Source organism: Planococcus sp. NCCP-2050, assembly GCF_023708025.1.
In the GTDB taxonomy this organism is placed as follows: domain Bacteria; phylum Bacillota; class Bacilli; order Bacillales_A; family Planococcaceae; genus Planococcus.
The window spans coordinates 83,544-103,252 of record NZ_BRCX01000006.1; the positions used below are offsets into that span (position 1 = coordinate 83,544).

Sequence of the window (19,709 nt, forward strand, 5' to 3'; positions counted from 1 at the left end):
GTTCTCACACACTCCAATCGAGCGATTCGAGAAATGCTAAAATATCTTCGTGCAATTGTTCTTTTTCTTTATCGAGCGTAATGACATGCCCGGATTCCTCGTACCACTTTATATTTTTCTCAAAGGATTCCGCGTTTTCATAAATGACATTGGCAGAATCCGTATTGATGACATCATCTAATCTGCCTTGGACGACAAATAGCGGTGCATAGACATGGTCGACATGGTCTTTTACATCCGCGATTAATGCCTGCAGATCAGCTAAAGATTCCATCGGATGCTTTTTGAACTCTTCCATCTCTTCTTCGATAAGTTCATCGCTTTTTCCTTCATATTTCTTGTACTCCTGTGCATATTTTACAACGCCTTCATACATCAAGTCGGTTGTTTTCATATACATCGGTGCACACATCGTCACCAAACCCTTCACAGGGAATGTATACCCTAATTTCAATGTGAATACGCCGCCAAGCGACAATCCAGCCACTGCAATTTCGGTATAGCCTTCATCACGCAATTGATGATAAGCGGCTTCAACATCTTTCCACCAATCTTCCGGTCCTGTCGGAATCAACTTTTCCGGTTCAACTCCATGCCCTGCGTAATGAGGCGCGATGGATGTGTAATTATGCTTTTCCAGAAAACGGCCGAGCATCCGTACATCCGCCGAATTCCCTGTAAATCCGTGTAACAACAAGACCGCTCTCGGCCCTGATTTAAAGAAAAATGGTTTTGGCTGCGAAATCCGCATAAAAATCCTCCATTCATTTTACATATAACTTAAAAATTTAACTATAATTCTTCCAAATGTCTGCTAACAATATAAAAGATTAGAATTTTTATTTACACACCCAGATATGGAGCAAAACAGCGAAGACTCCAGCGGGAAAGCGAGAAAGCCGAGACCCCACAGGACGCAGTCCGAGGAGGCTTGGCGCTCGCCCGCAGGAAAGCGCAGCTGTTTTGCGGAATATCAGAGAAAAAATAAAATTTTCCACCCTAAAAGAAAACGCCTAACCAGTGTATTGGTCAGGCGATTTAATCTCTACATTAAACTTTTGTAACGGCGATAGCCAGAATAAAGAATAAGGCAGCAAGCACTATCGTTACCCGGTGCAGGACTAAGTCCAGCCCACGTGCTTTTTGCTTGCCAAAAAGTTGCTCTGCTCCACCGGAGATGGCTCCCGAAAGACCTGCACTTTTTCCTGATTGCAATAAAACGACAACGATTAATGCGAGCGATACGATGACAAGAAGCGTCATTAACAACGTATGCATAAATTCCACCTCCTGGAAAAGAACTTTCACAACAAGACTAAGTTTACCAAAAACTTAGAACTATGACAATAGCATCGTTAAAAAGTCATGATTTAAGCTTTATTTTTTCAAGTTGTAGAAAGTTTTAACACCAAGATATTGTGAAGTTTCGTTCAACTGATCTTCGATGCGAAGTAATTGGTTGTATTTCGCAACGCGGTCTGTACGGGAAGGTGCACCCGTTTTGATTTGCCCAGCGTTTGTCGCTACTGCGATATCCGCAATCGTTACGTCTTCAGATTCACCAGAACGGTGGCTGATTACAGCAGTGTAGCCTGCACGTTTTGCCATTTCGATTGCATCGAATGTTTCTGTCAATGTACCGATTTGGTTTACTTTGATCAAGATCGAGTTGCCGACGCCTTGTTCGATCCCTTGAGCTAATTTCTTCGTGTTTGTTACGAATAGGTCGTCTCCTACTAATTGAACGCGATCGCCGATGCGGTCAGTCAATAGTTTGTGGCCTTCCCAGTCGTTTTCATCCAATCCATCTTCAATTGAAACGATCGGGTATTTGTTTGAAAGCTCTTCGTACCAGTCAACCATTTCAGCAGAAGTTTTCACTGTGTTATCGCCTGGCAAGTTGTAAACGCCTTTTTCTTTATCGTAGATTTCAGAAGACGCAACGTCCATTGCAAGCAAGACATCTTCGCCTGGTTTGTAGCCGGCTTTTTCGATCGCTTCCATAATTGTTTGAAGCGCTTCTTCGTTTGATCCTAAGTTCGGAGCAAATCCGCCCTCGTCTCCAACAGAAGTATTATAGCCTTTTTCTTTCAACACGCTCTTCAAGTTATGGAAAATCTCAGCGCCCATGCGGACAGCATGGCGGAAAGATTCAGCGCCTACTGGCATAACCATGAATTCTTGGATGTCGACGTTATTATCCGCGTGCTCGCCGCCATTCAAGATGTTCATCATTGGAACCGGCAATTGTTTAGCGTTGAAGCCGCCCAAGTACTGGTAAAGCGGAAGGTCAAGATAATCTGCAGCTGCATGAGCTACAGCCATCGAAACACCCAGAATTGCGTTTGCGCCAAGACGGCCTTTGTTTTCAGTGCCATCCAATTCAATCAACGCTTTATCGATTGAAACTTGGTCCATTACGTCAAAATTGCCTTCTAATTCGTTAGCGATTTCGCTGTTTACGTGTTCTACTGCTTTAAGCACGCCTTTTCCAAGGTAGCGGCTCTTATCGCCATCGCGAAGTTCTACAGCTTCGTGCTCTCCTGTAGATGCTCCAGATGGGACGATTGCACGGCCAAATGCGCCGCTTTCTGTGAATACTTCAACTTCGATTGTTGGGTTTCCTCGTGAATCTAGTACCTCGCGTGCAAGAATGTCAGTAATGATTGGCATTTAAAACAGCTCCCTTAGTTTAGAATAATGGTCTTCCTGTCATTTCTTTCGGTTGTTCAATGTTCAATAGTTTTAATACAGTTGGCGCCAAATCAGCCAGGATGCCGTCGTTTCGCAATTCTGCACCTGGTTTCGTTACGATGACCGGCACTTGGTTTGTCGTATGCGCCGTCATTGGCAAGCCTTCTACTGTTACGACTTCGTCCGCGTTTCCGTGGTCCGCTGTAATGATGGCCGAGCCGCCTTTTGCATGCAAAGCATCGATGATTTTGCCTAAACATTCATCAACTGTTTCAATTGCTTTGATCGTCGGTTCGATCATTCCGCTATGGCCGACCATATCGGGATTTGCAAAGTTCAAGATGATGGCATCGTGTGCATCCGCTTCGATTTGAGCGACCAATTTCTCAGTCACTTCGTAAGCGCTCATTTCCGGCTGAAGGTCATAAGTCGCCACTTTCGGTGAATCGACTAAAATGCGATCTTCGCCAGGGAAAACATTTTCGCGGCCGCCGCTCATAAAGAACGTGACATGCGGATATTTCTCTGTTTCTGCAATGCGCAGCTGCGTCAATCCATTTGCCGAAATCACTTCACCTATTGTATTTTCCAAGTTCATCGTTTCAAAAGCGATGCGCGTTGGCAGAAGATCACTATATGAAGTGAAAGACACAAAAGTCAGGTTCTTCGGTTGATTGACGCTTAACGGGAAGCTATTGAAATCTTCCGTAATCAAAGCGGAAGTCAACTGGATTGCCCGGTCAGGACGGAAGTTGAAAAAGATGATCGAATCATCCGATTTGATGGTTGCTACCGGTTCGCCTTCATCGACGATTGCATATGGCACAACGAATTCGTCCATGACGCCTTGGTCATACGATTCGACTAATCCTTCTGTTGCTGATGATGCGGTAAGGCCAACACCATCAACCAAGACGCGGTAAGCTGTTTCCGCACGGTCCCAACGTTTGTCGCGGTCCATCGCGTAATAGCGTCCGCTGATGGATGCAAACCGGCCAATGCCGATTTCCGCCATCTTTTCTTCTGTTTTTTCAATATAGCCGAGTGCAGTTTGTGGACCGACGTCGCGGCCGTCTAAGAAACCGTGCACGTAGACTTCCGTCAATCCTTGCTGTTTCGCCAGCTCCAAAAGTGCAAACAAATGCTCGTAATGGCTATGGACGCCGCCATCTGATAATAAGCCCATCAGGTGAAGCGCTGTGCCTTTCGCTTTCACATTCGCTACTGCTTCTAAAAAAGCAGGATTTTGATAGAAATCGCCGTCGCGGATCGATTTATGGATGCGGGTCAAGTTTTGGTAAACGATGCGCCCTGCACCAATATTCAAATGCCCGACTTCCGAGTTGCCCATTTGGCCATCTGGAAGGCCGACAGCTTCACCAGATGCCGTTAAAAGATTATGTGGATAAGTTTCCCATAGTTTATCAAAATTAGGTTTTTTTGCTTGGGCGACTGCATTGCCGAATGTTTCTTGGCGGCAGCCGAAACCATCTAAAATGATAAGCGCTACTGGATTTTCTGTATTACGCATGCAATCCCGCCTCTAGTAATTTGACAAAAGAATCTGCCTCTAAACTTGCACCGCCGACCAATGCGCCGTCGATGTGCTCCATGCCTAACAATTCTTCAATATTCGCAGGTTTTACACTGCCGCCGTATTGGATACGGACTTGATCAGCAGCTTCTTGGCTGTAAAGGTCCGCAATTTTCTTACGGATTACGCCGCAAACTTCATTCGCATCTTCTGCAGTTGCTGTTTTACCAGTTCCAATCGCCCAAATTGGCTCATAGGCAATGACTAATTGATTGATTTGCTCTTCAGCCAATCCAGCAACACCAGCTGCTACTTGGTTTTCAACGATAGAAGCTGTTGCGCCGCTTTCACGCTGCTCTAATGTTTCACCTACGCACATGATTGGCGTAATGCCGTGTTCATATGCTGCTTTTACTTTTTTATTGACCGAAACGTCGCTTTCATTGAAATACTGGCGGCGTTCTGAATGTCCAAGGATGACATAATTGATGCCGATGTCTTTCAATTGAACCGGACTCACTTCACCTGTATATGCGCCTTCTTTTGCATCATGCATTGTTTGCGCGCCGATTTGAAGCGTACTGCCTTCAGTTGCCTGTACTAATGGTTGAAGGAATAGGGACGGTGCACAGATGATTGAATCGACTTTATCCGCATCCGGTGCCAATCCTTTTACTTCTTCGATGAATTGTTTAGCTTCTGAAAATGTTTTGTACATTTTCCAGTTACCTGCAATAATCGGTTTTCTCAAAGAAATCCACTCCTCTTATCCGTTTTCTTAAACATTGTTAATTTTATTGTTTATTTGTCCGTCAGTGCGCTGACTCCTGGAAGATCCTTGCCTTCCATGAATTCAAGAGATGCACCGCCGCCTGTTGAAATATGGTCCATTTTATCAGCTACATGGAATTGCTCTACTGCCGCTGCTGAATCACCGCCGCCGATAATCGTGTAGGCATCTGTTTCAGCCATCGCTTGCGCTACTGATTTCGTGCCGTTTTCGAAAGAACTCATCTCAAAAACGCCCATAGGTCCGTTCCAGATGACCAATTTCGAGTTCTTGATCACATCAGCGTAGAGTTCCACTGTTTCCGGTCCGATGTCCAGCCCCATCCAGTCGCTTGGGATTTCTTTGATGCTCGCTACTTTCGTTTCGCCGTCATTTGAAAATTCCTTTGTCGTCACGACATCAACTGGAAGATACATTTTCACGCCTTTTTCTTCCGCTTTTTTAATGAAAGAAAGTGCCAAATCGATTTTATCTTCTTCTAATAGAGAAGTTCCGATTTCATAGCCTTGCGCTTTGATGAATGTATAAGATAAGCCCCCGCCGATAATCAGATTATCGACTTTGTCCAGCAGGTGGTCGATAACGCCGATTTTGTCTTTTACTTTTGCACCGCCGATGATGGCAGTGAATGGGCGGTCAGGTTCAGACAATGCTTTCCCTAACACATCCAGTTCCTTTTCTAACAGCAAACCGGATACCGCTGGAAGATGCTCGGCAATGCCCGCAGTTGTCGCATGTGCTCGGTGCGCTGCTCCAAATGCATCATTTACAAAGACATCCGCTAAGCCAGCGAAAGCTTTCGCTAGTTCCGGATCATTTTTTTCTTCTCCCGGATGGAAGCGTACATTTTCTAATAGGACAATGTCGCCTTCTTCCATAGCTGCTATTGCCTGTTCAACCTTTTCCCCAATTGACTCATCGAGGCTCTTTACTTCTTTATGTAATAATTCGGCCAGTCTTGCACCGGCAGGAGCCAGTCTCAAGTCTTCGCTCACTTGGCCTTTTGGTCTGCCTAAATGGCTCGCCAGTATCACTTTCGCCCCGTTCTCCACCAAATATTCGATGGTCGGCAATGCTGCACGGATGCGTGTGTCGTCTGTTACTTTTCCTTCAGACATTGGTACGTTGAAATCTACTCGGCAAAATACACGTTTCCCCTTTAAGTCCACGTCTTTCATGGTCATCTTCTTCAACATGAAATTACCTCCCGTTCGTTTAAATAAAAAGAAGGGGTGGGGTAAATCCCCACCCCTTTTACCCTCTTTCATTATAGAGGTTCATCGGAAATTAAGCTATGATTTTGGGATTACAGCCCTGTTTTGTACATGTGCAACGCGATGTCGATGCATCGAGCAGAATAGCCTGATTCGTTGTCATACCATGCAAGAACTTTTACCATGTTGCCGCCAAGTTCCATTGTAGATAATAGGTCGACAGTAGACGAAGCTGTTACTCCGTTGTAGTCGCGTGAAACTAGTGGAAGTTCGCTGTAGCTCAAGAAAGCATTTTCGTCTTTGTCGATTGCTTCTTTTAACGCGTTGTTTACGTCTTCTACTGTTACGTCTGTTTCCAACTCAGCCACTAAGTCGATCAATGAAACGTTTGGAGTTGGAACGCGGATTGCCATTCCGTCTAATTTGCCTTCAAGTTCTGGCAATACTTTTGTTACGGCTACTGCAGCGCCTGTAGTTGTCGGAATCATCGATTCTGCTGCAGAACGTGCACGGCGGTAGTCTTTATGCGGAGAATCCAACAAGATCTGGTCGTTTGTGTACGAGTGGATTGTTGTCATCATCGCTTTTTTGATGCCGAATTTGTCGTTCAAGATTTTAGAAATTCCAGCTAAGCCGTTTGTTGTACAAGAAGCGTTTGAAATCACATCGTCTTCCTGCGGGTTGTAGCTTTCATGGTTAACGCCCATTACAAGCGTCTTCATGTTTTTGCCTGGAGCTGAAACGATAACTTTTTTAGCGCCTGCTTGGATGTGTTTTTTCGCATCGTCAGCATTTGTAAAGAATCCAGTAGATTCAATGACGATATCGATGTTGTTTTCTGCCCATGGCAAGTTCGCTGGATCTTTTTCAGAGTAAACATGGATTTTCTTGCCGTTTACGATCAAGTCGTTGCCTTCAGATGAAATTTCTGCATCCAATGTGCCGTGGATTGAATCGTATTTAAGCAAGTGTGCCAACATTTTAGCATCTGTTAAATCGTTTACTGCAACAACTTCCACTTCTTCGTTTGCCAATGCTTGGCGGAATACAATACGTCCAATACGTCCAAATCCGTTAATCGCTAATTTTAAAGTCATTTAAAATTCCTCCTGTTTTGTAGTTAATTCGATTATTTTCCGTGCTGCACCTTCATCCGTTATAAGCACGGTTTGTCTCGGTGCAATGTTGAAATAAGAAAGAATCGCTTTCGCTTTTGATCGTCCTCCCGCAACAGCCAAGATGGCTCTCGCTTTTTGGACCTGTTCCATTTGGATTCCCGCAGTTCGGATGCGATAAACAACATTTCCTTCATTGTCGAAGTAATAGCCAAATGCTTCGCTGACCGCTCCGCCGCTTCGGATCATTTCCACTTCTTCCGGCGATGATTTGCGATGCAGCGCAATTTCCTCGGCATTGCCGATTCCATGCACTACGACGTCCGTCTCATCATACAACTCCATCATTTCTTTGATGACCGGTTCACGCATCATCATTTCATAAGCTTCTGCGCTGAGATGGTCCGGCAAGTAAAGCGTTTTGACCGCTCCGCCTGTCTTCTCCGCAAAAAGAGAAGCGATGGTATTTGCCTGATGAAGTACGTCTTCCCCAAGGCCGCCTCGTGCTGCAATGAATTGCAGCGAACGATCCCGCTTTTCGGAAGATATCTCTTTTGAGATTGCAGCCATCGTACTGCCGCCAGTCACTGCAATTTTTTTATGAAGTGGGAACTTCATTTCTAATAGCCTTGCGGCCTCTTTGCCGATTTTTGTTTTAACTGCTGGAATATCGTCGCTATCCTGGGGCAATATCAGTACTTGTGAAATCCCTAAAATTACTTTTAGCTGCTTTTCCATATTGGATAAGCCGGACATTTCACGCATGAATTCTTTTAATGCCTCCAGCACTTCCAATCCTTGCGGCGATATCGCCATACCGGCAGTTTTCGCTTCTATTAATTGCTGGCTTCGCAAAAGATCCGTTTCTTTCCGGATGTCGCGTTCTGTCATTCCCGCAAGTTCACTTAGCGTACGCCTGCCAATCGGCTCTTCCATCTGGATGGTTTGAAGAATTTGATAACGTTTTTTTAGGAGATCGGTCATTTCCGGCATCAGCTTTTTCTTCGCTTCCGTTAATGGATCCATTGATTCACTCCATTTCAAGCTGGACAATTTTCGTCCCACTCAATATTTTTCCGTCCCACTAGTTACATTCTACCGAACCCATTAAAAAAATGCAAATAAAAAGAAGCGTTAAAATTCTAACGCTTCCAATAGTTCAACGTAGCCGATTCTTCCGTAAATAAGGAGCTCGCCTTCTTTTTCAAGAACCGGAATCATCACCATATATTTTTCATGCAGCTGTTCGTCGCTTTCAATATCGACTTCCTGGTACTCTAGCGGAAAGTCTTCTTTGACAAGCTCCAACATCAATTTCGCTTCTTCGCATAGTTCACAATTTGGACGGGTGTATAAAGTAATCATCGCTTTCCCTCTTCTCATTTTAAATTCTCAAGTGAAGCTATTATACTATTCACCCATAATATAATTAAGTAACTTGTTTGGCGAACATCTTTATTGAGGCTCCTCGAAATTCTCTGCTGGACTAGCCCTTGCATTCATTCAGGAAATAGAAAAAGCCGCTCGTCCCACAATAATAAGTGGGACGAGCGGCAACGGATACCCTCGGAGGGAATCGAACCCCCATTTCAAGAACCGGAATCTTGCGTGTGATCCATTACACTACGAGGGCAAATGGTCGTTAACGACTTTTCTATTATAACCATAACAAAAAAACATTTCAAGTTGATTTTTGCAATTCGTTAGATTTGACCTTCATTGACCAAGATGTGTATGATATTAATACAGCTGAAATGAATTTTTCAGCATAGCTAGATACTATCTATTATGAGGAGGAACTATCTTATGAACTTAATTCCTACAGTAATTGAACAAACGAGCAGAGGCGAACGTGCATATGACATTTACTCTCGCCTTTTGAAAGACCGCGTCATCATGTTGGGAAGCGGAATCGATGATAACGTTGCAAACTCAATCGTCGCTCAACTTCTATTCCTTGAAGCGGAAGATCCAGAAAAAGATATTTCCATCTACATCAATAGCCCAGGCGGAAGCATCACTGCCGGTATGGCAATCTACGATGTTATGCAATTTATCAAACCGGATGTTCAAACAGTCTGCATCGGTATGGCGGCTTCAATGGGCGCTTTCTTGCTAGCAGCTGGAACAAAAGGCAAACGCTATGCGCTTCCGAACGCTGAAGTCATGATTCACCAGCCACTTGGCGGTGCTCAAGGACAAGCAACAGAAATTGAAATCGCTGCAAAACGCATCTTGCACCTTCGCGAAAAATTAAACCAAATTTTAGCTGAACGTACTGGACAGCCGCTCGAAGTGATTTCAAAAGATACGGACCGCGATAACTTCATGACTGCTGAACGCGCGCTTGAATACGGCCTCGTTGACCAAATCATCACGCGCAACAAAATGTTGGAAGAAAAATAAGCGTTAAACGAATAAAAGCTTGCAGCCGATACCGGCTGCAAGCTTTTTTCATTATCCTTCTTTTTCAATTAGACCTGCTAATGACTCCACTGCATTTTGCTCATCATTGCCATCAGCCGAAATTTTCACTGTTGTGCCTTTGCTGATTGCTAAACTCATGATGCCCATGATGCTTTTCGCATTTACTTTTTTATCATCTTTTTCAAGATACACATCTGAACTATAGCGATTTGCTTCCTGAACAAACAAAGCTGCTTGTCTTGCTTGCAAACCGGATTTCAATTGAACTTCCACTTGTTTTTCAACCATGCTGATCCTCCTCTAAAACTGACTAGACTCTTTAAAAAATTATATGAAAGAACGGACGGTGCTACCGGCCGATCATTTCTCCTTTTCTCAGCGATTCAGCAATTTCATCGATTTTGCGCAGACGATGATTAACGCCCGATTTACTGACATTTCCGGTCGATACCATTTCCCCTAGTTCTTTCAAGGTAACATCCTGGTATTCAACGCGCAAGCGCGCAATTTCCCGGAGCCGTTCAGGCAGCTGGTCGATGCCGATCATATTGTCGATAAAACGGATATTTTCAACTTGCCGCAATGCAGCATCAATGGTTTTGTTCAGATTGGCTGTTTCGCAGTTGACCAGGCGATTTACGCTGTTTCGCATATCACGGATGATCCGGACATCTTCGAATTTCAGCAAAGCTGAATGTGCGCCGGTCAGACTGAGGAAATCTGCAATCTTTTCAGCTTCTTTCAAATACGTGATGAAGCCTTTTTTTCGCTCAATGGTTTTGCTGTTCAAATGGAATTCGTTCATAAGCTCCACCAAGGAATCAGCATGGTCTTTATAAGACGAGTAGATTTCCAAATGATAAGAAGAAGTTTCGGGGTTGTTGACCGATCCTCCAGCTAAAAAAGCGCCTCTTAAATAAGAACGTTTGCAGCAATTCTTCTCAATTAATTTTTTGTCAATATCATGATGGAACTGGAAACCTTCCGAGATGATCGCTAAATCTTCCAGAATCATTTTCGCTCCTTCGCGGAGGCGGCAAATGTAAACATTGTTCTTTTTCAAACGCATTTTTTTGCGGACCAGCAATTCAACCGGATAAACTTTGTAAAATCTTTTCAACAAGGTATAAATCCGGCGGGCGATAGCCGCGTTTTCAGTCTGTATGTCCAGGCTCAATTGCCGATTTGAAAAAGACAAAGTCCCATTCATCCGGATCAATGCGGATAATTCCGCTTTTCCACAGCAATCATCGACCTCTATTTGAGTCATTTCTTTTTTTGTTTCCGATGCAAAAGACAAACCTAGTCCCCCCTCTTCAAAGCATTAAAAGTAAAGATGCTTTGAATCTTCTTTAGCAAGGCCACCGGCATATCCAAATAACCATTCTGCAACTTTCATCGGTTCATGGCGTACGGCTTCTCCAAAGATGTTCGTGATTTCTTCTTTGTAGACTTCAAGCCCCATTTTCCGCAGATGTTCTTCGTCATATTCTACTGGCCAAGCCCGTTCTTTCTTATAGCGCTCCACTACCGACGGCGGAAATTGGATTTTCCCGACAAGGATAGCATCTAAAAAATCTTCTCCTACATGGTCATACAAGGCTTGGACATGGTCTGAAGCTGTATAGTGGTAGGTTTCGCCCGCTTGCGTCATCAAGTTGCAAATATAGATTTTTTTCGCTTCTGATGCCATTAAGGCTTTCTTGATGTCTTTCACGAGCAGGTTCGGCAAAATGCTTGTATACAGCGAACCCGGTCCGACCACGATCACATCGGCTTTGTTGATAGCTGCGATGGTATCCGGCAAGGTTTTCACATCATTCGGTTCTAAAAAAACCCGTTTAATGGGCTGTAAATAAGCTGGAATTTTGGATTCTCCGCTGACAATGGTGCCATCTTCAAATTCAGCATGAAGCGTGACCAATTGGTTGGCAGCCGGCAATACGGTTCCGTTGACATTCAGAACCCGGCTCATTTCACGCACCGCATGGGAGAAATCTCCTGTGATTTCAGTTAATGCAGCAAGCATCAGATTTCCTAATGAATGCCCATCCAAGTCAAGTGACTGTTTAAAACGGTACTGAAACATTTCAGCAACGAGCGGTTCTGCGTCAGACAAAGCCGCCATAACATTCCGGATGTCGCCAGGCGGCGGAATGTCCAAATCGTTGCGCAAGCGCCCTGAGCTTCCACCGTCATCGGCTACCGTGACGATGGCAGTTAAATCGAGCGGGAATTTCTTTAACCCTCTTAACAAGGTGGAAAGCCCCGTGCCCCCACCTATAATGACAACACGCTTACGGCGTAAAGCACCTGTCATGTACTCAGCCCTTTCTTGTTTTGACATCGCGATGCGTAATAATGGTTTTGTTTTCTTCTGCCAGCAGTTTTCCGTAATATTCGGCAAACGTAACGGATCGATGTTGTCCGCCCGTGCAGCCAAAAGCGATCACCAGCTGTGCTTTTCCTTCATTTTTGTACTGGGGAATCATGAATTCAAACAGATCGGTCAGCTTTTCGATCAAGGTCTGCGTTTCTGTCCATTGAAGAACATAATCAGAAACTGGAGCATCCAAGCCCGATAACGGTTTTAATTCTTCTATATAATAGGGATTCGGCAGAAAACGGATATCAAACACTAAATCGGCATCAATCGGCATGCCGTGTTTGAATCCAAATGACATCACGTTAACGGTAAAGACATTGCTTGAAGTTGAAGCAAAATCGCCGACAATTTTTTCTTTTAATTGCCGTGGGGTCATAGTGGAAGTATTGTAGATGTATTTGGCTCTTCCTTGAAGGTCCATCAGCATATCGCGCTCTTTTTTGATCCCGCCGAGCACTAAACCGCCTGGAGATAAGGGATGTGAACGTCTTGACTCTTTGTAGCGGCTCACTAGCGTTTGATTGTCAGCATCCAGGAACAGCAAGGTCGTCGAAACTTTCGGCTCTTTTGAAATATTGTCGATCGCATCTACAAGGCTATCGAAAAAGTCTCCTCCCCGAAGATCCATAACAGCAGCGACTCTCTTCATCGATTTTCCGGAATCTCTCATCAATTGAATGAACGTCAGCAAAAGCGCCGGCGGCAAATTATCAATCGTGAAAAATCCGAGATCCTCAAAGCTTTGGATGGCGACCGTTTTGCCGGCTCCAGACATGCCGGTAATAATGATTAACTCCGTCTCGTCTACATGTTTATCCATTTTGGGGATTCTCCTCTTCGACCGATGTTTGTAAACTTTCCTTGATCAATTCAAACTCAGATGTGTAATGGAAAGTTCCGTATTGCATGCCTGGCTCGTTTACCGCAAAAAGCAGGTTACTGCGGTCCCCTTCTGCCATCGGCAAAAACGCCAAACTCTCGACCGGATGCCATTCAAGCAATCCTTCTCGTGTTTCTTCAAATAACTGGCCTTCTAAATCTCTCGCGATGAATGTATAAAGCATCCATTCATCGACTACTTGATCATTCTCATAAATCATCATGGTGTAAACGCCTTTTAAATGAGTTCCAACAGGTTTTGCCCCGGTTTCTTCTGTGAATTCCCGGATTCCTGCTTCGTAAATCGACTCGCCTGATTCCATTTTACCGCCCGGAGCGACATACCAATTGCGCCGAGGTTTTCTTAATAACAGTACTTGTCCATCACGGACCACTAATAAATTCGCAATTCTCTGCACATTCGACACTCCGTATCTTTGTAAACTCTCTCCATTATACAACTATCCTGGCGTGTCATGCAAAGAAAGAAAAGTAGATTTCATTTGCAGTAAGTCCGAAGCGACCTCGAGAGGCTGGGCGCTGGAACTAGATAAAAGAAAAGTAGAAACGCCGATTTGGATTTAATACATGCAAGACAAACAAAAAGAGGCCGCCTCCCGGAATTTCCGGAAAACGGCCTGTCAAATTACTTTATAAAAAGGGGGTCAATTTACTATCCTTACTATACCACCTCTTCATGTCAACCATGTTACAAAGGCGTTAAGAACGCGTTAAATTATGCTTTGATACCCGTTTTTTCAAGCAATTCTTCAATATAATGCTGAGCAGCTTGGGCAGCGATGCTTCCGTCGCCAGTTGCTGTAACCACTTGGCGAAGCATTTTCTCGCGTACGTCCCCTGCAGCGTAGATTCCTGGTACGGAAGTCTCCATTTTTTCATTCGTCACGATATAGCCTTCATCATTTAGAATGCCTAATTCAGCGAATGGTTTAGTCAATGGAAGCATACCGATATAGATGAATACGCCGTCTGCTTTAAATTCCTGCTCTGCTCCGTCTTTTGTCGATACCAAAGTCACACTTCCGACTTTGCCGTTTTCATCATTGATCTCTTTCACCGTATGGCTCCAGATAAAATCAATTTTATCATTGGCAAATGCACGGTCTTGAAGGATCTTTTGGGCTCTTAGTTCATCGCGGCGGTGCACAATTGTCACTTTGTCAGCAAAGCGCGTCAAGTAGACGCCTTCTTCAACTGCAGAGTCTCCTCCACCCACTACGACCAGATTTTTTTGTTTAAAGAACGCCCCGTCACAAACTGCGCAATAGCTGACTCCGCGTCCGCCCAGTTCGTTTTCGCCAGGGATGCCCATTTTTTTGTATTCGGCTCCGGTTGTGATGATGATCGCACGTGCTTTGTATTCTTTCGAGCCCGCTTTGATCGTTTTGTATTCTTCGCCGTCGATGATTTCTTTTACATCACCATACGCATATTCTGCGCCAAATTTTTTCGCATGTTCGAACATTTTGTTGGAAAGATCCGGCCCTAGGATATGATCAAAGCCTGGATAGTTTTCGATTTCTTCTGTGTTGGCCATTTGTCCGCCCGGAATTCCACGTTCAAGCATCAATGTTGAAAGATTGGCTCTTGAAGTGTAAACAGCAGCGGTCATGCCTGCTGGTCCGGCTCCGATAATAATCACGTCATAGATATTCGTTGTTTCAGTCATAATAGGCCCTCCTCGGTCTCAATAAGTAAATCGTATAAGATATTTTCTGTTACAGCAAGGTTTTTGCCTAGGACTCGAAAATCGGCAAATAATGGATCAATTGATTGACGTACTTCGTCAATGTGGCGGCCGATACACCGAAACGCGCGGCAATCCCTTTTTTCGTAATGGAATGGTCTCTCGATGACTTGACCATATAATCCACTGCCGCTGCAAGCGCCCGCGGATTTTTGAATTCATAGCCACGGTCAAATGCTTTTTCCACTAGCATGAACCACATTTGAAAAGCATAGGAGCCTTTCTCAGTAACCATATTTTCTTCTGCATATAGAATTTCAGTCGCTTCCATCGCACGCAAAAACGCTTTTTCTTCAAGCACCGACTCGTTAAAGGAATGGCCGAGTGCGTAGCCGAGCAAATACGTTTCAAGAACTGTCGGCTGTTCCGCTTTCAGCCATTTCGGATGCGAAATGATTTCTTGTTTATGGGACGATTTCCCGAGCAGGAACAAGCCGAATAATCGTTCGCTCCGATGCTCATGGTCAAGCTTGCCGATCAAATAATCGCGGTTATGCTCCAGTGCATCTTCATGGGGCATTTTCTCATTTTCGTACCATGGTTCATAGCCATCTTTTCCGGGATCCATTTTCGTCAATTGCTTCCATGCCTGTCTCGCAATATCTTCGTGGCCAGAATGGTAAGCCGCATGCGACAACCAGAAATAAAAAGCCGGATCTCCATCAAATCCACGCTTTTGAAGGCTTCTAAGCCAGCGATAAGCCTCTTTGTATTTGCCGACAAGCGCAAAAGTGGCGCCCAGTTTATAGCGATGTTCAAAAACATAAGGCTGGATCTTTTTCAAAAGCGCCAAGACATCCTCAAGTTCGTCGTTTTTCTCGTAGTAATGGAATACCGCAAGATTGCACAAAGCATGAAGATTGCCGGTATTGCGTCTTAACACATCATGCAATAACGCTTTTGCCATTTCCGTTTCGCCGATATAGAAATAAGCCAAAGCCAAGTTGTTATGGGCACCCCAGAAATCCGGCTTTTCCTCAATCAGATTTTCAAGGAGCGTGATCGCCTTCGCAAAATCCCCTTGTTCCATGAGGCGCCGCGCTTTTTCCTGTTGATAGAAATCTTCGCTGTCTTGCGCTTCCCCTTCATCATCAAAAAGCTGCCAGTCTTCCTGTTCAGCAAAATCGATGATTTCGAGCGCCTCTGCGATGTATTCGCCTTGAGGCATACTTTCTGTATACTTCTTGGCATAATTTCGCGCTTCCATGAACATGCCCATGTGCGCATGGACTTCTGCCAGGAAAAAGAAGACTTCAGCTTGAAGCGGATCGAGATCATGTGCTGTCCGCAACGCTTCCATCGCTTGTTCAAATTCCTGCATTTCCATAAGGACGATGCCGAATTGTGTCCAAATGCTTGCCGATTCAGGGCTTAATTCGGTTGCCCGCTGCAAGTATTTATGCGCTTTTGGATAATGTTCTTTCTGTAACTCTTTTAGCCCTTTTTTAAAATAGTATTCGCCTGTTGGAATAAACGACAGGACATTCTTATAGTTTTGCTGTTTTTTATTCTCCAAAATATGCCTCCGCAAAAGTAAAAGGAACGATAGTCATCGCTCCTTCACTTAAATATGCTGTCATTATAGCATATTTCCCTGTTATTTACTTGAAGTTTTTACTGCGTGCCGCTCTTGAAGCACGCCGATCACTTGATCTAAATCCACTTTTTGTTCTTGAAGAAGAACCAATACGTGGTAGAACAAATCCGCTGCTTCCATCGACAATTCCTGCGGATCCCGATTTTTAGCGGCAATGATGACTTCCGCCGCTTCTTCTCCGACCTTCTTGCAGATTTTATCTACGCCTTCGGTAAAGAGGTAAGTCGTATAAGCCCCTTCCGGCATTTCCTGTTCACGGTTCCGGATCAATTCGGTCAATTCCTTGAACATATCCGCTTTCGACGGGTTCGGTGTTCCCGAAATCGTTTTATTGAAGCAACTGTTTTCACCTGTATGGCACGCAGGACCATTTGGAATCACTTCATAAATCAACGCATCGCCGTCGCAATCCAAGCGGACAGCTGTTACTTGCTGCGTATTGCCGCTCGTTGCCCCTTTGTTCCATAATTCCTTGCGGCTTCTTGAATACAGCCAAGTTTCGCCTAGTTCGATGGTTTTGTTGACCGCATCTTCATTGGCATACGCTAATGTCAGCACTTCTTTTGTTTCAGCATTTTGAATAATCACGGGAATCAGCCCGTTTTCATCGTATTGGATTTTGCTCATCGGACATTCACTCCCATTGTTTTTAAATAATCTTTTACTTCAGCGATACTTGTTTCTTTATAGTGAAAAATCGAAGCAGCAAGCGCCGCATCTGCGTCCACTTTTTCAAAGACTTCGGCAAAATGTTCGCGGTTTCCTGCACCGCCGCTCGCAATGACAGGAACTTCTACCGCTTCCCGGACTGCTTGGATCATCTCCAAGTCAAACCCGTCTTTTTGTCCGTCTTTGTCCATGCTCGTGAGCAGCAATTCACCAGCGCCAAGTTCGACGCTCCGTTTCGCCCATTCCACAGCGTCCCAATCGGTTTTATTGCGCCCACCGTGGGTATAGACGTCCCAGCTGTTGCCGTTTTTCTTGGCATCTATTGCAACCACGATGCACTGGGAACCGAAATAATCGGCGCCTTCTTTGATCAGCTCCGGCCGATCTAAGGCAGCCGTGTTCAACGACACTTTATCCGCTCCTGCCCGCAGCATCCGCTTAATATCTTCAAGCGTCCGGATGCCGCCGCCCACGGTAAATGGAATCGACAATTCGGTCGCGACGGTTTTAACGACTTCGACCATTGTCTCTTTGCCTTCGTGCGAAGCGGAGATATCAAGAAACACCAATTCATCCGCCCCTTGCTTATCGTAGAAACGGGCCAGTTCAACCGGATCTCCGGCATCCCGAAGCGACACGAAACTGACGCCTTTTACGACACGCCCTTCTTTTACGTCCAGGCAAGGAATAATGCGTTTTGTCAGCATGACAGCGCCTCCTCAAGCGTAAAGCGTTTTTCATACAACGCTTTTCCGATGATGACGCCAGCAATCGGGCTGTCAGCGGCTGCTTTCTTGACGCTGCGGATGTCATCCAGTGTTCCGATGCCGCCAGAAACAATCACTTCCGCCTGGCCAGCCGACACCAATTTTTTATTGGCATCGATATTCGGGCCTTGCAGCGTACCATCCGTTGCAATATCCGTATAGATAAAATGCTTCGCGCCTTTGGATGCAAAAAAATGGGCTACCTCCGTTGCCGACTGGCTCGACGTTTCAATCCAGCCTTCGGTCGCCGCCATGCCGTCTTTTGCATCGATCCCGATAACGATTTTCTCTGCGCCAAATTCTTCTATGAACGAAACAGCGAGTTCGGGATTGCGGATGGCCAAACTTCCGATAATGACCCGGCTGACGCCGTTCAATAAATAATGTTCAATGTCTTCACGCGTCCGGATGCCGCCGCCGATTTGGACCTTGACGGGCAATTTCGCCGCTTCGATTACCACTTGATCATTGATGCGGACGCCGTCTTTCGCGCCGTCCAAATCCACCATATGAATCCATTCCGCTCCTGATGCTGCGAATTGCTTCGCCATTTCCACCGGCGAATCGCCGTAAACCGTTTCCTGTGCATAATCCCCTTGGAAAAGGCGCACACATTTGCCTCCGCGCAAATCAATTGCGGGGTAGATTTGAAACTTGCTCATCGAGATTCCTCCTGACATTTGCAATCCATTGTTCCAATAAATAATGGCCGAAATCACCGGATTTTTCCGGGTGGAACTGCATTCCGGTAATTAATCCTGAGCCGACGACTCCCGGCACTTGAACTTCTCCGTAGCTTGCTGTGCCGAACACTTCTTGTTCATCGGTATCGACAGCTAAGAAAGAATGCACAAAATAAACATGCGTATCGATTTGCAGATCATCCAGCCAATAAGGCATCCGAGCAAATTCCAAGCGGTTCCATCCCATGTGCGGGATCCGGTGTGTGCCTTTTTCAAAACGGCGGATTTGCCCTTTTAATAAGCCGAGCCCTTTTGCCGGTTTTACTTCTGAACTGTCTTCATACAATAATTGCATGCCGAGGCAGATGCCGAGAAGCGGAATTTTCCGTTCCGGCAATGACCGGATAAAAGAAGACAAGCTTTTCTCATTCAATAATTCCATCGCGTCCGGAAAAGCTCCGACGCCCGGAAGCAAAATTCCTTCCGCTTCTTTGAGGATTTCGGGATCATCCGAGAGAATGACGGTGCAATCCAATTTCTTCAGCGCTTGTTCCACACTGAAGAGATTGCCCATGCCGTAATCGATAATGCCGATGATCATGTCAACAGCCCCTTTGTCGAAGGCACGCCTTTCACCCTTGGATCGATGCTTGTCGCTTCGTCGAGCGCACGCGCCAACGCTTTGAAAACCGCTTCGATGATGTGGTGTGTGTTTTTGCCGTAATGAATGATGACGTGAACGTTCATGCGTGATTCAAGCGCAAATTTCCATAAGAACTCCTGCACCAATTCCGTATCGAATGTCCCGACTTTCGCATTTGGAATCTCGCCTCTCATTTCGAGGTGCGGGCGGTTTGAACAATCGATGACCACTTGAGCAAGCGCATCATCCATTGGGACAAACGCGTTGCCGTAGCGGCGAATCCCTTTTTTATCGCCCAATGCTTCTTTGACTGCCTGGCCAAGTACAATGCCGATATCTTCTGTCGTGTGGTGATCGTCAATATGCGTATCGCCATCTGCTTTGATATCGCCGTCGAACAATCCGTGCTTGATAAATAAATCAAGCATATGGTCCATAAACGGGACGCCTGTTTCGATATCGGATTTTCCTTCGCCGTCTAACGAAAACGCAACCGCGATTTTGGTTTCATTCGTATCCCGTTTCAATTCCGCTTTTCTCATC

At 45.2% G+C, this 19,709-nt stretch carries 22 protein-coding genes and 1 tRNA gene; 1 reads left to right on the forward strand and 22 read right to left on the reverse strand.

What is annotated here, in order from left to right:
- Window positions 1–4: 4 nt before the first annotated feature.
- From NFU07_RS15800 to NFU07_RS15845, 10 genes are all read right to left on the reverse strand, one after another.
- Complete coding sequence (locus tag NFU07_RS15800; protein ID WP_235198701.1) at window positions 5–751, reverse strand: alpha/beta hydrolase; 747 nt, start codon at window positions 749–751, stop codon at window positions 5–7.
- A 299-nt stretch (window positions 752–1,050) separates the two neighbouring features.
- The gene (secG, locus tag NFU07_RS15805; protein ID WP_008429540.1) at window positions 1,051–1,278 is read right to left on the reverse strand and encodes a preprotein translocase subunit SecG; all 228 of its coding nucleotides are present in this window, start codon (window positions 1,276–1,278) and stop codon (window positions 1,051–1,053) included.
- 99 nt (window positions 1,279–1,377) lie between these two features.
- Window positions 1,378–2,673, reverse strand: coding sequence for a phosphopyruvate hydratase (gene eno / locus NFU07_RS15810; protein WP_235198700.1), 1,296 nt, complete (start codon window positions 2,671–2,673; stop codon window positions 1,378–1,380).
- 19 nt (window positions 2,674–2,692) lie between these two features.
- Window positions 2,693–4,225 (reverse strand): 2,3-bisphosphoglycerate-independent phosphoglycerate mutase, encoded by a 1,533-nt coding sequence (gpmI, locus tag NFU07_RS15815; RefSeq protein ID WP_251479848.1) that lies wholly within the window; start codon window positions 4,223–4,225, stop codon window positions 2,693–2,695.
- The gene (gene tpiA, locus NFU07_RS15820; protein WP_251479851.1) at window positions 4,218–4,979 is read right to left on the reverse strand and encodes a triose-phosphate isomerase; all 762 of its coding nucleotides are present in this window, start codon (window positions 4,977–4,979) and stop codon (window positions 4,218–4,220) included. The genes gpmI and tpiA overlap by 8 nt, the downstream gene beginning before the upstream one ends.
- Window positions 4,980–5,029: 50 nt before the next feature.
- Window positions 5,030–6,211: a phosphoglycerate kinase gene (locus NFU07_RS15825; protein ID WP_251479963.1), complete on the reverse strand. Its 1,182-nt coding sequence runs from the start codon at window positions 6,209–6,211 to the stop codon at window positions 5,030–5,032.
- A gap of 113 nt (window positions 6,212–6,324) precedes the next feature.
- Complete coding sequence (gene gap, locus NFU07_RS15830; protein ID WP_235198697.1) at window positions 6,325–7,329, reverse strand: type I glyceraldehyde-3-phosphate dehydrogenase; 1,005 nt, start codon at window positions 7,327–7,329, stop codon at window positions 6,325–6,327.
- Window positions 7,330–8,373, reverse strand: coding sequence for a sugar-binding transcriptional regulator (locus tag NFU07_RS15835; protein ID WP_235198696.1), 1,044 nt, complete (start codon window positions 8,371–8,373; stop codon window positions 7,330–7,332).
- A gap of 108 nt (window positions 8,374–8,481) precedes the next feature.
- On the reverse strand, window positions 8,482–8,712 hold the full coding sequence (locus NFU07_RS15840) for a glutaredoxin family protein (protein ID WP_235198695.1): 231 nt from the start codon (window positions 8,710–8,712) through the stop codon (window positions 8,482–8,484).
- Window positions 8,713–8,908: 196 nt separating this feature from the next.
- Window positions 8,909–8,980: transfer RNA gene (locus tag NFU07_RS15845), tRNA-Arg, on the reverse strand.
- Between the two features lie 173 nt (window positions 8,981–9,153).
- Here NFU07_RS15845 and clpP point away from each other — a divergent pair.
- Window positions 9,154–9,753, forward strand: a complete 600-nt coding sequence (clpP, locus tag NFU07_RS15850) for an ATP-dependent Clp endopeptidase proteolytic subunit ClpP (RefSeq protein ID WP_235198694.1) — start codon at window positions 9,154–9,156, stop codon at window positions 9,751–9,753.
- Between the two features lie 51 nt (window positions 9,754–9,804).
- Here clpP and NFU07_RS15855 read toward each other — a convergent pair whose 3' ends face one another.
- From NFU07_RS15855 to hisB, 12 genes are all read right to left on the reverse strand, one after another.
- Complete coding sequence (locus tag NFU07_RS15855) at window positions 9,805–10,062, reverse strand: HPr family phosphocarrier protein (RefSeq protein ID WP_235198693.1); 258 nt, start codon at window positions 10,060–10,062, stop codon at window positions 9,805–9,807.
- A 61-nt stretch (window positions 10,063–10,123) separates the two neighbouring features.
- Window positions 10,124–11,074 carry a DNA-binding protein WhiA gene (whiA, locus tag NFU07_RS15860; protein ID WP_235198692.1) on the reverse strand — a complete coding sequence of 317 codons (951 nt, stop codon included), beginning with the start codon at window positions 11,072–11,074 and terminating at the stop codon, window positions 10,124–10,126.
- Between the two features lie 24 nt (window positions 11,075–11,098).
- Window positions 11,099–12,094 (reverse strand): gluconeogenesis factor YvcK family protein, encoded by a 996-nt coding sequence (locus tag NFU07_RS15865; protein WP_251479854.1) that lies wholly within the window; start codon window positions 12,092–12,094, stop codon window positions 11,099–11,101.
- Between the two features lie 4 nt (window positions 12,095–12,098).
- Window positions 12,099–12,980, reverse strand: coding sequence for an RNase adapter RapZ (rapZ, locus tag NFU07_RS15870; RefSeq protein WP_235198691.1), 882 nt, complete (start codon window positions 12,978–12,980; stop codon window positions 12,099–12,101).
- A complete protein-coding gene (locus NFU07_RS15875) occupies window positions 12,973–13,458 on the reverse strand; it encodes an NUDIX hydrolase (protein WP_235198690.1) in 486 nt (161 codons plus the stop codon). Before NFU07_RS15875 ends, rapZ begins: the two co-directional genes overlap by 8 nt.
- A gap of 317 nt (window positions 13,459–13,775) precedes the next feature.
- Entirely contained in the window at window positions 13,776–14,729 is a 954-nt protein-coding gene (gene trxB / locus NFU07_RS15880) for a thioredoxin-disulfide reductase (RefSeq protein ID WP_251479857.1), read from the reverse strand.
- Between the two features lie 67 nt (window positions 14,730–14,796).
- Window positions 14,797–16,323: a tetratricopeptide repeat protein gene (locus tag NFU07_RS15885; protein ID WP_251479860.1), complete on the reverse strand. Its 1,527-nt coding sequence runs from the start codon at window positions 16,321–16,323 to the stop codon at window positions 14,797–14,799.
- 81 nt (window positions 16,324–16,404) lie between these two features.
- Window positions 16,405–17,031 (reverse strand): bifunctional phosphoribosyl-AMP cyclohydrolase/phosphoribosyl-ATP diphosphatase HisIE, encoded by a 627-nt coding sequence (gene hisIE / locus NFU07_RS15890; protein WP_251479863.1) that lies wholly within the window; start codon window positions 17,029–17,031, stop codon window positions 16,405–16,407.
- Complete coding sequence (gene hisF, locus NFU07_RS15895) at window positions 17,028–17,780, reverse strand: imidazole glycerol phosphate synthase subunit HisF (protein ID WP_235198686.1); 753 nt, start codon at window positions 17,778–17,780, stop codon at window positions 17,028–17,030. The genes hisIE and hisF overlap by 4 nt, the downstream gene beginning before the upstream one ends.
- Complete coding sequence (gene hisA, locus NFU07_RS15900; RefSeq protein ID WP_251479866.1) at window positions 17,774–18,502, reverse strand: 1-(5-phosphoribosyl)-5-[(5-phosphoribosylamino)methylideneamino]imidazole-4-carboxamide isomerase; 729 nt, start codon at window positions 18,500–18,502, stop codon at window positions 17,774–17,776. Before hisA ends, hisF begins: the two co-directional genes overlap by 7 nt.
- Window positions 18,471–19,124 (reverse strand): imidazole glycerol phosphate synthase subunit HisH, encoded by a 654-nt coding sequence (gene hisH / locus NFU07_RS15905; protein WP_251479869.1) that lies wholly within the window; start codon window positions 19,122–19,124, stop codon window positions 18,471–18,473. Before hisH ends, hisA begins: the two co-directional genes overlap by 32 nt.
- Entirely contained in the window at window positions 19,121–19,708 is a 588-nt protein-coding gene (gene hisB / locus NFU07_RS15910) for an imidazoleglycerol-phosphate dehydratase HisB (protein WP_397443742.1), read from the reverse strand. Before hisB ends, hisH begins: the two co-directional genes overlap by 4 nt.
- Window position 19,709 lies beyond the last annotated feature (1 nt).